Source organism: Streptomyces sp. NPDC043952, assembly GCF_056435325.1.
This window is the reverse complement of the sequence record NZ_JBWKES010000024.1, coordinates 1-12,490: the sequence shown is the minus strand read 5'-3', so window position 1 is coordinate 12,490 and position 12,490 is coordinate 1. Positions and strand designations below refer to the sequence as shown.

12 protein-coding genes are annotated in these 12,490 nt (G+C 72.8%); 5 read left to right on the top strand and 7 right to left on the bottom strand.

Annotation, left to right across the window (positions count from 1 at the left end; translation table 11 throughout):
* Positions 1-26: 26 nt before the first annotated feature.
* Positions 27-1,301, top strand: coding sequence for an MFS transporter (locus tag AC069R_RS24345; RefSeq protein WP_478768927.1), 1,275 nt, complete (start codon positions 27-29; stop codon positions 1,299-1,301).
* Here the strand turns inward: AC069R_RS24345 and AC069R_RS24340 are convergent.
* Genes AC069R_RS24340 through AC069R_RS24330 form a run of 3 tightly spaced genes read right to left on the bottom strand, consistent with a single transcriptional unit; the run spans position 1,234 to position 3,888 of the window.
* Positions 1,234-1,794: a GNAT family N-acetyltransferase gene (locus AC069R_RS24340; RefSeq protein ID WP_478768926.1), complete on the bottom strand. Its 561-nt coding sequence runs from the start codon at positions 1,792-1,794 to the stop codon at positions 1,234-1,236. The genes AC069R_RS24345 and AC069R_RS24340 overlap by 68 nt on opposite strands.
* 35 nt (positions 1,795-1,829) lie before the next feature.
* The gene (locus AC069R_RS24335; RefSeq protein ID WP_478768925.1) at positions 1,830-3,152 is read right to left on the bottom strand and encodes an erythromycin esterase family protein; all 1,323 of its coding nucleotides are present in this window, start codon (positions 3,150-3,152) and stop codon (positions 1,830-1,832) included.
* Positions 3,153-3,204: 52 nt separating this feature from the next.
* Entirely contained in the window at positions 3,205-3,888 is a 684-nt protein-coding gene (locus AC069R_RS24330; protein WP_478768924.1) for a CatB-related O-acetyltransferase, read from the bottom strand.
* Between the two features lie 85 nt (positions 3,889-3,973).
* Here AC069R_RS24330 and AC069R_RS24325 point away from each other — a divergent pair, with 85 nt between their 5' ends.
* Entirely contained in the window at positions 3,974-4,618 is a 645-nt protein-coding gene (locus tag AC069R_RS24325) for a TetR/AcrR family transcriptional regulator (RefSeq protein ID WP_478768923.1), read from the top strand.
* 49 nt (positions 4,619-4,667) lie between these two features.
* Here AC069R_RS24325 and AC069R_RS24320 read toward each other — a convergent pair whose 3' ends face one another.
* The 4 genes from AC069R_RS24320 to AC069R_RS24305 form a co-directional block, all read right to left on the bottom strand.
* The gene (locus tag AC069R_RS24320; RefSeq protein ID WP_397988474.1) at positions 4,668-4,874 is read right to left on the bottom strand and encodes a ferredoxin; all 207 of its coding nucleotides are present in this window, start codon (positions 4,872-4,874) and stop codon (positions 4,668-4,670) included.
* Entirely contained in the window at positions 4,874-6,085 is a 1,212-nt protein-coding gene (locus AC069R_RS24315; protein ID WP_478768922.1) for a cytochrome P450, read from the bottom strand. Before AC069R_RS24315 ends, AC069R_RS24320 begins: the two co-directional genes overlap by 1 nt.
* Positions 6,086-6,168: 83 nt before the next feature.
* Positions 6,169-7,701, bottom strand: a complete 1,533-nt coding sequence (locus tag AC069R_RS24310; protein WP_478768921.1) for an FAD-dependent monooxygenase — start codon at positions 7,699-7,701, stop codon at positions 6,169-6,171.
* 74 nt (positions 7,702-7,775) lie between these two features.
* On the bottom strand, positions 7,776-8,537 hold the full coding sequence (locus tag AC069R_RS24305; protein ID WP_478768920.1) for a thioesterase II family protein: 762 nt from the start codon (positions 8,535-8,537) through the stop codon (positions 7,776-7,778).
* Positions 8,538-9,357: 820 nt separating this feature from the next.
* Here AC069R_RS24305 and metK point away from each other — a divergent pair.
* The 3 genes from metK to AC069R_RS24290 form a co-directional block, all read left to right on the top strand.
* On the top strand, positions 9,358-10,566 hold the full coding sequence (metK, locus tag AC069R_RS24300) for a methionine adenosyltransferase (RefSeq protein WP_478768919.1): 1,209 nt from the start codon (positions 9,358-9,360) through the stop codon (positions 10,564-10,566).
* Between the two features lie 30 nt (positions 10,567-10,596).
* Positions 10,597-11,580, top strand: coding sequence for a carbohydrate kinase family protein (locus AC069R_RS24295; RefSeq protein ID WP_478768918.1), 984 nt, complete (start codon positions 10,597-10,599; stop codon positions 11,578-11,580).
* Positions 11,581-11,642: 62 nt separating this feature from the next.
* Positions 11,643-12,490: homocysteine S-methyltransferase family protein (locus tag AC069R_RS24290; protein WP_478768987.1), on the top strand; the 848-nt coding region annotated here is incomplete at its 3' end.

Here is a 12,490-nt window from a genome sequence, read left to right as displayed (position 1 = left end):
CCTCTGGAAAGGACCGGTGACTGATCATGCCGATGTCGGTGACCGCGCGGTTCGGGATCCGCCCGACCGGCCCGACCGAACGACGGCTTCTGACGACGGTCGCCATCGACGCCGTCGGCGGTGGTCTCTTCCTGGCCGGGGCCGCCCTCTTCTACTCCCGCGTGGTCGGGCTGTCCGCCGGTGAGATCGGCGTCGGGCTGTCCGTGCTCGGCCTGGTGGCGCTCGCCGCGACCGTTCCCAACGGCGCGCTGGTGGACCGGATCGGGCCGCGGCGCGCGCTGGTCGCGCTGCATCTGTGGCGCGCGGTGTGGTGTTCCGCGCTGGCGTTCGTCGGCTCCTTCTGGCAGTTCCTCACCGTGCTGTGCCTGCTGGGGCTCGCCGAGTACGCCGGCATGCCCGCCCTCCAGACCTACGTCGGTGCCGCCTTCCCGGACGCCGAGCGGATCGGCGTGATGGCCAGGGTGCAGGTGCTGAAGAACTCCGGGTTCCTGGTGGGCGCGCTACTGGCGGCGGTGGCCGTGGGCAGCGGCACGGATCTCGGGTACCGCTCGCTGCTGCTGGGCGACGCGCTGTCCTTCGTCGTCGCGGCCGTGCTGATGATGCGGGCGCGCGAGGTGGGCGGCCACCGCAAGGTCCGGGCGCGCACCGGGCTCGCGCCGTTCCGCGACCGCCGGTTCCTGCTGCTGACGTGCTGCAACGGCTTCCTCCAGCTCAACTTGTCGGTGCTGGTGATCGGCATGCCGCTGTGGGTGACCCAGCGGACCGAGGCGCCGGCGGCGATCGCGCCGCTGCTCATCGCGGTCAACACCGTGATCGCCATCGCGCTCCAGGTGCCGCTGAGCCGGGGTGCCGAGACGGTGCCCGGCGCGGGCCGGCACATGCGGCGTGCCGGGCTGTTCCTCGCCCTGATGTGCGGCACGCTGACGCTCGCGTCCTGGGTGCCGCCGGCCGCGGCCGCGGCGCTGATGCTGGCCTCGGTGGTGCTGCACACCCTCGCCGAGATCTGGCACTCCTCGGGCGGCTGGGGGCTCCAGTTCGCGCTGTCCCCCGAGGCGGAGCGCGGAAGTTACGCCGCCGCCTACAACCTGGGCCCGACCGCGGAGGGCATGGTGGGGCCGTCGCTGGTCGCGGGCGGTGTGGTGGCCGCGGGGGCGGCCGGCTGGACGGTGCTGGGCGTACTGTTCGCGGCGGCGGGGCTGGGCGCGCACGCCGTGGCGGTGCGCGCCGCCCGGATCACGCGACCGGGTGTTCGTCGTGCAGCACCCGCTGGAAGATCCGGTGATCCCGCCACTGTCCGTTGATGTGCAGATAGCGCGGGGCCAGGCCGATCGCCTCGAACCCGCACTTCTCCAGCACCCGTGCGGAGCCGGTGTTCTCCGGGAGGATGGTCGCCTCGATCCGGTGCAGTCCGATCGTGTCCCGCGCGATCCGGCAGACCCGCTGGACGGCGCCGGTCGCGAGCCCCCGGCCCTGCTGGTCCGCGGCGACCCAGTAGCCGAGATAGGAACTGCAGAAGGCGCCCAGGGCGATGCCGGACAGCGTGATGGTGCCCACGATCCGGCCGTCGCGTTCGAACAGCCACGGCACGATCCGGCCGTCCGCGTAATGCCGTTGCTGTTCCTCCAGGCGCCGCTGCTGACCGGCCACGGTGAAGAAGGACTCCGGGCGGCGCGGTTCCCAGGGTTCGAGGTGCGTCCGGTTCTCGGCGTAGGCGGCGCACAGTGCGGGGGCGTCCGCCGGTTCGGCGAGCCGGAGTATCACGCCGTCCGCGATGTCTTCGCTTTCGATCTCCATGCGCGCACCCTAGTCTCGGCCGCGGCCTCCCCGTCTCAGCCCCGGCTTCCTGACTGGCAGAGCAGGGAGCCGGTGTCGGCGACGGTGGAGGTCGGGGTGTGGAGGACGGCATCGAACGCCTCCAGGACCGGGGTGTGGAGGTAGGCGCTCTGGATCCGGATGCGGTCGGGGCCTGAAGCGGGGCCGGCGTCTTCCCGGCCCGCCCGCGGGCGGGCCCGGCGCAGATCGGCGACGCTCAGCCCGAGTCCGGCGTCGGCGAAGGCGGCCTCGACGCTTCCCGGCTCGGCCGGCTCCAGCGCGGTGGCGTCGATGGTGAAGCCGAAGGGCGTGTTCTCGTCGCGGGGCATGTCCGCGGTGTGTCCGGTGGTGCTCACCATGCCGACGGCGACGTAGTCGTCGCCGAGCGCGTGGTGCAGGTGGTGTCCCATCGGGAGTCCCGTGAGCCGGCCGTCGAAGGACACCGGTGTCCGCTGGATGTGGGCGTTGTGGGCCGCCAGCACGACGCGGGTGCCGGGTTCGTGGCGATCCAGGTGCCACAGGAGGGACCCGGCCATGTAGGCGTCGCGGGCCGAGGTGTCGGCGGTCAGTCCGTTGCCGGCGAAGAGGCCCGCCATGGCGCGGAAGGAGTGGTCGGCGTGGCAGGCGCCTTCGAGCCGGCGGACGGCGATGTCGTAGTCGCGCTGGTCGCCGCGGGAGACGTACAGCGGTGCGAGGGAGCGGAACCGGATGAGCAGGCGGGTCAGGGTCGCGCTGAGGGCGTCCTGCTCGGCGGTGGCCAGGCGCGCCCACGCGGGCGCGGCGACGGCCGCGGAGCCGCCGGCGAACGATGCGGCGATCCGCATCGCCTCCTGGAGGAGCGGCAGGGTTTCGGGGTCGATCCGGCGCAGGTAGTCGGCGACCGGGGTCAGGGCGGGCAGCAGGGAGCCGCCGGCCGCCGGGATGTCGACGCCCGCGAAGCGCACCGGTGCCGGGGCGGTGCGGTTGTGCCGGCGTATCCAGCGCAGCGGCCCGTCGGCTCCCACGGGGATCGTCCCGGCGAGGTGCGCCGCCAGGTCGTCGTCCGTGCCCTCGCCCTGGGCCCAGGTGTCGAGGGCGAAGCCTTCGCTGAAGCCGTACTCGAAGGCCAGGACGGTGAATCCGCAGCGCTCGGCCAGGAAGCGCAGGATGCGTTCGCGCAGGGCGGCGAACTCCTCGATGAAGTGGGAGCTTTCACCGAGCGCGACGACCCGTGCGTCACCGATGACGGCGCGCAGCGGCTCCAGATCGTCGAGCGGCGCCTCGGGGTCGAGGTGGTCGAGGGGGACGGCGTGGGCGCGGAGCCAGTCGGTGAAGGTGTCGCGGTGCGGTGCGGAAGGCATACGGGCAGCTCGATTCTCGGTGCTTGGAACGGTGGTTCGTGGTGCAACTGGCTCAAGAGCCGAGGGGCGTTGGGGACTGCTGCGCCTTCCCCGCAGGTCCGGGCGCCGCCTTCTCCAGGTCGTCGACGCTGCCGGACATGATCGTGCGGATGTGCTCGGTGATGTGCTCAAGCGGCCAGTCCCACCAGGCCACGGCGAGGAGCCGGTCCACGTCGGCGTCGCTGTGGCGGCGGCGGATGAGGCGGGCGGGGTTGCCGCCGACGATGCCGTAGTCGGGGACGTCGTCGACGACGACGGAGCCGGAGGCGATGATCGCTCCGTGGCCGATGCGGACGCCGGGCATCACCATGGACCGGTAGCCGAACCAGACGTCGTGGCCCACCACGGTGTCGCCCCGTCCGGGCAGGCCGGTGATGAGGTCGAAGTGCTCGGACCAGGAACCGCCCATGATCGGGAAGGGGAACGTGGAGGGGCCGTCCATGCGGTGGTTGGCGCCGTTCATGATGAACCGCACGCCCTCGCCCAGCGCGCAGAACTTCCCGATGACCAGCTTTTCCGGCCCGTAGTGGTACAGCACGTTGCGGGTCTCGAAGGCGGTCGGGTCGTCGGGGTCGTCGTAGTAGGAGAAGTCTCCGACCTCGATCAGCTCCGAGGTGATCAGCGGCTTCAGCAGCACCACCCGCGGCTGGCCGGGCATCGGGTGCACCACGGTCGGGTCGGCGGGTACAGGCGGCATCACGAAGGTCGTCTCCCTACTAGTGCGACAGGTGTTGCTTTAATAGCCTGCCATCAGGTCGACGCCCCGAGCAAAGGTTTTTGTGATGACTCCCGCAGACCCGGAATCGGAAGGCACCCGTCCGCCGGCCCGCCGGCGGCCCGGAGGGCGCACCGCCCGTATCCGCCGGCTGGTGCTCGACGCGGTCGTCGCCTTGCTCGGCGAACACGGTTACGACGGGCTCACCACCGACGCGGTCGCCGCCCGCGCCGGTGTGCACCGCACCACGGTGTACCGGCGCTGGGGAGACGTCGGCGGCCTGCTCGCCGACGTCCTCGACGCGGCGTCCGACGACGACTGGGGGCCGCCGGACACCGGCTCGCTGGAAGGCGACCTGGCAGCGCTGAACGAGGAGATCCAGACGGCCCTCACCGCACAGCCGCCGATCGTGATGGCGCTGATCGCCGCCTCGTTCCGCTCCGAGAAGGCCGCGCGGGCCCAGCAGCGCCTGTGGGAGGACCGGTACGCGCGCTGCGAGATCGCCGTCAGCCGGGCGGTGCGGCGCGGCGAGCTGCCCCCGGACACCGACGCCCGGCGCCTGCTCGTCGCGGCCACCGCACCGCTGTACCACCAGCTGGTGCTCTTGCGCACGGCACCCGATGCGCGACTGCCCGGCCAGGCGGCGCGGACCGCCGCCCTCGCCGCCGCCGCGGGCGCCTTCGCCGAGTCCCCGTCGGCGGGCGGCAATTGAGGGGGACTTCACCGGTTCCGCATCTCTTCGAGGTGCTCCAGCCGGGCGTTCAGCTCTCGATGGTGATCCGCACGGCTCCGGAGGGGCAGGAATCGGCGGCGCGGCGGACGGACTCGTCGCCCGCGCCCGCCGCACGCAGCAACGTCACCCGCCCGTCCTCGTCCTGGTCGAAGTCCTCGGGCGCGATGAGGGCGCACATGCCGGCGCCGACGCAGCGGCTCGGGTCGACGACGAGCCTGAGAGTGCCGCTGTCCATCACTCCTCCCCCCACGTGACCGGGAGGTTCCAGACGCCGTAGATGTTCTCGCGGGTGCGCATGGGGATGTCCTCGGCGGAGGCGGCCAGCCGCAGCGACGGGAAGCGCTCCAGCAGCGCGGGGATGGTGACCCGCATCTCGACGCGGGCGAGCTGCTGGCCCAGGCACTGGTGGATGCCGTGCGAGAAGGCCAGGTGGCCGGAGGGCTTGCGGCGCAGGTCGAGCCGGTCCGGGTCGGGGTACTTCTTGGGGTCCCGGTTGCCGACCGCGAGGGAGAACACCAGCGTCTCCCCGGCCTTGATGGTCTCGCCGCCCACCTCGACGTCCTCCAGGGCGGTCCGGAACGCCATGTCCGCCACGCTCAGGTAGCGGAGCAGTTCCTCGACCGCGTCGTCGATCAGGGTCGGGTCGTTGCGCAGCCCGGTGAGCTGCTCGGGGTGGTTGAACAGCACGAACATGCCGGTCGCGATCATGTTGGACGTGGTGTCCATGCCGGCGCCCAGCAGGAACGCGCAGAAGCCCGCGATCTCGTCGAGGGTCAGGTCCGTGGCGGCCAGGTCGCTGATCATGTCGTCCGTCGGGCTGGCCCGCTTCTCCACGACCAGGCTGTGCAGGTAGTCGTGGACGGCGTTGTGCGCCGCGCCCCGCTCCTCCAGGCTGACGTCCCAGCTCATCACCGTGCGGGCCTGGTTGAGGAACTCCTCCCGGCGGTCCTCCGGGACGGCGAGCAGTTCGCAGATGGTCAGCGACGGAATGGCCTCCGCGAACACCTTCACCAGGTCCACCGGCGGGGTCAGCTTCTCCATGGCGTCCAGGTGCTCGTTCGTCATCTTCTGGATGCGCTCGGTCAGCTGCCGCATGCGCCGGACGGTGAACAGTCCGGTCACCGCCTGGCGGATCCGGGTGTGGTGCGGCGGGTCGATTCCCGACGGGTCGCCGACCATCGCGGGCGGCAGGGTGCCGCCCTCCTCGACGAACGGGAACGGGAGGTGCCACAGCTCGTAGCGGGCGCTGAAGCGCTTGTGGTCGGCCAGCACCTTCCGCATCAGCTGGTAGTCGGTGAGTATCCAGGCATAGTGGCCGTCCGGCAGCCGGACCCGGTGCACCGGGGCGGAATGCTGTAGTTCCCGCCATGCCGGGGACGGCTCGATGGGGCTTTCCTGGGTACGGGTCGAGGGCTGGAGCATCAGCTCGATCAGCTGCTCGGTCATGCGTACACCCTCCTGGGCAACGGAGTTGTGGGCGATGTCGACACTCGTCAGTCCTTACGTCTCATGGCGTCGGTCCGTGATCGTCAGTGCGGAAGCCGGCTCGTCGCGTCGGTGGGACCGCCGAACCAGGTGGTGAGGGCGGTGCGCAGGGCAAAGGTGCCGGGCACGCCGTCGTCGGCCGCCCAGGCGACATGGCCGTCGGGGCGGACGAGGAGCGCGGCGGGGGCGGGGATCTCGCCGACGGCCGGGACGACCCAGTGGTCGTCCACGCTCCGCGCCTCGACGAGGTCGACGCGATCGGCCCAGGCCCGCGCGAGCGCCGCCGCCTCGGCGCCGCCGCCCAGGTCGAGCAGGACGGGACGGGCGGTGTGCAGCAGCGCGTGGACGCGGGTGGCGCCGTCGGGCGTCTTGAGGCCGGCGTCGGGGACCCGGCGGCCCGTCAGCTCGTGGTTGCCGTCGGCGGGGTAGCGGATGTCCAGGGCGGTGAGCATGCCGCACAGCTTCCGGTTGACGTCGTCGAAGACGAGGAGCGAGCCGAACACCTCGCGCAGCGCGTCGGTCTGCGGGCCGGGGCGGGCCAGGGCCGACTGCGCGCGGGTGTTGAGCAGGACGCGCTCCGCGACGGGGTGGCGCTCGTCGTGGTAGCTGTCCAGCAGGGCCTCCGGGGCCTGGCCACGCACCACCGAGGCGAGCTTCCAGCCCAGGTTGACCGCGTCCTGGACGCCCATGTTCAGCCCCTGCCCGCCGGCCGGGAAGTGGATGTGCGCCGCGTCGCCCGCGAGCAGGATCCGGCCCTTGCGGTACTGGGCGGCCTGCCGTGCGGCGTCGTTGAACCGGGAGACCCAGCGCGGGCTGTGCATGCCGAAGTCGGTGCCGGCGAGCCGGACCAGCGACTCGCGCAGCTGCTCGAACGTCACGGGTTCGTCCCGGTCGGCGACGTGGTCGTACTCGGAGGTGATCACCCGGTACCAGCCGGGCTCGAAGGCGATGGCCGAGTAGTCGCCGCCCGCGCAGCGCCGCACCCAGATGTAGTCCTCGGTCAGGTCGGGGAGTTCGACGTCGCCGATCAGCGCGGTCATGGTGGGCTCGGTGCCGGGGAAGTCGATGCCTGCCAGTTTGCGTACCGTGCTGCGGCCACCGTCGCAGCCCACGAGGTAGCGGGCGCGCACCGGCGCGGAGGCCGCGTCCGGCGTCCGCAGCTCGACCGTCACGCCGTTCTCGTCCTGCCGGACCCCGCTCACCTCGGCGGACCTGCGCACCCGTACGCCGAGTTCGGCGGCCCGCTCCTCCAGCAGCCGCTCGATCTCGGACTGAAGGATCATCAGCGGGTAGGCGTGCCGGGACTCGGCCGGGTCGAACTCCAGGTAGAGGCCGGAGAAGTGGCCCACCGGCTGGAGTTCGCCGGCGGCGAGGAAGCGGTCCAGGATGCCGCGCTGGTCCAGCACCTCCAGGGTGCGCGAGTGCATCCCGCCGGCCCGCGACTCGCCCGTCCGCTCCGGGAGCCGCTCGACCACCACCACGTCGACGCCCGACAGCCGCAGCTCGCAGGCGAGCATCAGTCCCGTCGGCCCGGCGCCCGCGATCACCACGTCGGTGTCCGTACCGGTGTTTCCCACGTCGTTTCCCCTCGTTGCGTGGTGCCTTGACTTCGTTGGATCGGTGCCGGCCGGCGGCCGGCGGCGAGGTGCGGTCAGAGGGCGGCGGTGCCGGCGAGCAGACCGCCGGTGACGGCCCGCGCGACCGCGTCGACGTGGTCGAAGAGGTAGAAGTGGCCGCCGGGGAAGACCCGCAGGTCGAAGTCGCCGGTGGTGTGCTCCCGCCACGCCTCGGCCTCGGGGAGCGCCACCATCGGGTCGTGGTCCCCGATCAGGACGGTCATCGGGGCGGTGAGCGGCTCTCCCCCGCGCCAGCGGTACGTGCCGAAGGCCTGGTAGTCGCCGCGCAGCGCCGGCAGCACCATCTCCTGGATCTCGGGGTCGTCGAGCACGGCCCGGTCGGTGCCGCCGAGCCGGCCCACGTCGGCCAGGATCTCGGCGTCGTCGAAGAGGTCGTAACGGGTCCGGTCGCGGACGGCGGGGCCGCTCCGGCCGGAGAGGAACAGCCGCCGCGGGGCGGGCAGTTCGCCGCGGGCCAGCAGACGGGCGGTCTCGAAGGCGACGAGTGCGCCCATGCTGTGGCCGAACAAGGCGTACGGCCGTCCCGGATCCGCGGCCAGTTCGCGGGCCAGTTCCCCGGCCACCGCCTCGGCGAGCGGGGCCAGCGCGGTGAACGGCTCCTCCTCGTAGCGGTCCTGGCGCCCCGGATACTGGACGGCCACCACGTCGAAACCGTCGGCGAGTGCGCGTGCCAGCTTCAGGTAGGCCGTCGCGGAGCCCCCCGCGTGCGGGAAGCAGACGAGCCGCGGTCCATCCCCCGCGGCCGTGGTGAAGCGCCGGAACCACGTGCTGTTCACTGTTGTGTCCCTTCGTCTCGGCCCCGCCGGACCCGCTGTCGCCGCCGGTCGCACCGGCCGGCACGACGGCGCGCAGGAGGAGGGCCCGCCGGTGCCCATCGGGGGAAATGGGGGCGCCGGCGGGCGGTCCGTGGCTCCGTGAGGGCTCGTTCCGGTCCGCATCGGAGCGCACGCCCGAGGTTGCCGCGCCGGCCTCGACAGGTGCTCGCGGAGCGGTGGAGGGGCCGCGTGTCCAGGGCGTCCCGGGCGCCCCGAGGGCCGTCGGGCGGCGGGCCGGACGCTGGCCGGTGGACATGCCGCGGGGGCACCGCCGCGGTCGTACGGCCGTGCCCCCACCTCGTGGGTCTCCTCGGTGTGTGCCGCGCCGACCGTGCGGGGCTTCCCGGCGTGCGCCGCGCCGTGGCGGCCCGGTCCGGGGCCTCGGGTCCGCGCCGCGCGCGACGTCGAGCGGTCCTCCAGCCGCCCTCCACGGGCCGAGGACACGCTGATGCCGCCGTGGCACCGCCAGGGGAGGGGACGACAGACGCGTACGGACCCCGCCGCCGTCCGTGTGCTGCCGGGGACGCCTCCCGGCCGGTCCCGCGGCACGGACTCCGGTGCGGCCGGCCCCGATCGCGGCGTCCGCGTCCCGCCCTCGCCGGCGGCGGCCGGACACGGCCCCAGGGGGGTCGGCCGCCGTCCGGGCCGCCGCGCCCGCGCGGCCGCATCCCCAGCCGCGCCGCCGGCTTCGTACGGATCTCACGGCCGCCGCCCGGCGAGCCCGCCGGCCGCCCGGACCCGGGCGGCACGTTGGACACGACTGCTCACGCCTAGGAGAGACATGGCAACCCGGTTGTTCACCTCGGAGTCCGTCACCGAGGGCCACCCCGACAAGATCGCTGACCAGATCAGTGACGCCGTCCTGGACTCCCTCCTGCGCGAGGACCCGACCTCACGGGTGGCGGTGGAGACCCTGATCACCACGGGCCAGGTGCACGTCGCCGGGGAGGTGACCACCTCCGCCTACGCGGACATCCCCGGCATCGTCCGCAAGACCGTCCTGGACATCGGCTACGACTCGTCGGCCAAGGGCTTCGACGGCGCCTCGTGCGGCGTGTCGGTGTCCATCGGCGCCCAGTCCCCGGACATCGCCCAGGGCGTGGACACCGCGTACGAGCAGCGGCTCGGCCACAGCGATGACGAACTCGCCGCGCAGGGCGCCGGTGACCAGGGGCTGATGTTCGGCTACGCCACGCGGGAGACCCCCACCCTGATGCCGCTGCCCATCGAACTGGCGCACCGGCTGTCGCGCCGGCTGGCCGCGGTGCGCAAGGACGGCGTGGTGCCCTACCTGCGCCCGGACGGCAAGACCCAGGTCACCATCGAGTACCGGGACGACCGCCCGGTGCGCCTGGACACGGTGGTGGTCTCCTCGCAGCACGCGGCCGACATCGACCTCGACCACCTGCTGACCCCGGACGTGCGCCGGCAGGTCGTGGAGCCCGTGCTGGCCCGGCTGGCCGAGGACGGCATCAAGCTGGAGACCGACGACTACCGGCTGCTGGTCAATCCCACCGGCCGGTTCGAGATCGGCGGCCCGATGGGCGACGCCGGCCTGACCGGCCGGAAGATCATCATCGACACGTACGGCGGCATGGCCCGGCACGGCGGCGGCGCCTTCTCCGGCAAGGACCCGTCCAAGGTGGACCGTTCGGCCGCCTACGCGATGCGCTGGGTCGCCAAGAACGTCGTCGCGGCGGACCTCGCCGAACGCTGCGAGGTGCAGGTCGCCTACGCGATCGGCAAGGCCGAACCGGTGGGCCTGTTCGTGGAGACCTTCGGCACCGAGCGGGTGCCGCGCACCGTGATCGAGCGGGCCATCCGCGAGGTGTTCGATCTGCGTCCGGCCGCCGTCATCCGCGATCTGGATCTGCTGCGGCCGATCTACTCGCGCACCGCCGCCTACGGCCACTTCGGCCGTGAGCTGCCCGAGTTCACCTGGGAGCGCACGGACCGTGCCGACCAGCTCAACGCCGCCGCGGGTCGCTGACCGGCCGGACCGACAGGGACGGGAGTTCCCATGCGCATCGCGGTGACCGGCTCCATCGCCACCGACCACCTCATGACGTTTCCCGGCCGGATCGCGGATCAGCTGATCCCCGACCGGCTCGACCGTGTGTCGCTGTCGTTCCTGGCCGACGACCTGGAGGTGCGCCGCGGCGGGGTCGCCGCCAACATCTCCTACGGGCTGGGCGGGCTGGGGCTCGGCCCCGTGCTCGTCGGCGCCGTCGGCAGCGACTTCGCCGAGTACGAGGTGTGGCTCAAGGAGCACGGCGTCGACACCGGCGCCGTGCATGTCTCGGCCCGGCGGCAGACGGCCCGGTTCCTGTGCCTCACGGACCAGGACGCCAACCAGATCGCGGCCTTCTACGCCGGTGCCATGGCCGAGGCGCGGGACATCGACCTGAGCCGCCTCGATCCGGTGCCGGACCTCGTGGTCGTGGCGCCGGACGACCCCGAGGCCATGGTGCGGCACACCGAGCGGTGCCGCGCGCTCGGCATCGCCTTCGCGGCCGATCCCTCGCAGCAGCTGGCCCGCCTCGACCGCGACCAGACGCGCACCCTGGTGACCGGGGCACGCTGGCTGTTCACCAACGAGTACGAGTCGACCCTGCTGCTGGAACGCACCGGCTGGAATCACGAGGACGTCCTGGTACGGGTGGGGTCCTGGGTCACCACGCTCGGCGCCGACGGGGTCCGGATCGAGACCGCGGACGGCCCGGTGCTCAGCGTGCCCGCCGTCGCCGGTGTCCGGATCGCCGATCCGACCGGAGTCGGCGACGCCTTCCGCGCGGGCTTCCTCGCGGCCCTCGCCTGGGGAAAGAGCCGCCTGCTCGCGGCGCAACTGGGGTGTGCGATGGCCTCGTTGGCGCTCGGCGAGGTCGGTTCCCAGTCCTACGAAGCCGATCCCGCCCGGCTGTGCGCCGTGCTCGCCGCGTCCTACGGCACGGCGGCGGCCGACGAGCTGGCGGCGCACCTGGGAGGTGTGCTGTGGCCGCGGTGACCGCAGGCTCCGAGACGCTCCGTGCGGCGCTCGCCTCCCGTGTGGTGGTCGCGGACGGGGCCATGGGCACGATGCTCCAGGCCCACGACCCGACCCTGGAGGACTTCCAGCAGTTGGAGGGCTGCAACGAGGTCCTGAACGTCACCCGCCCCGACATCGTGCGCTCGGTGCACGCCGCCTATTTCGACGCGGGCGTGGACTGCGTCGAGACCAACACCTTCGGGGCGAACCATTCCGCCGCGTCCGAGTACGACATCGCGGACCGGGTGTACGAGCTGTCCGAGGCGGGCGCCCGGATCGCCCGCACGGTCGCCGACGAGTTCACCGCGCGGGACGGCCGCGCCCGCTGGGTGCTGGGCTCGATCGGTCCCGGCACCAAGCTGCCCACCCTCGGCCACATCGGGTTCACGACCATCCGGGACGGCTTCCAGGCCAATGCCGAGGGGCTGCTCGCCGGCGGTGCGGACGCGCTCCTCGTGGAGACCACCCAGGACCTGCTCCAGACCAAGGCCTCCGTGCTCGGCGCGCGCCGCGCCATGACGGCCCTCGGCGCCGAGGTCCCGCTCCTGGTCTCGATGGCCTTCGAGACCACCGGCACGATGCTGCTGGGCTCGGAGATCGGCGCGGCGCTGACGGCGCTGGAGCCGCTGGGCATCGACATGATCGGCCTGAACTGCTCGACCGGGCCTGCGGAAATGACCGAGCACCTGCGCTATCTCACCCGGCATGCCCGCGTCCCGCTGCTGTGCATGCCGAACGCCGGCCTGCCGGTCCTCACCAGGGACGGCGCGCACTTCCCGCTCGGACCGGAGGGCCTGGCGGACGCTCAGGAGACCTTCGTCCGCGAGTACGGCCTGTCGCTGGTCGGCGGCTGCTGCGGTACGACCCCCGAGCACCTGCGTCAGGTGGT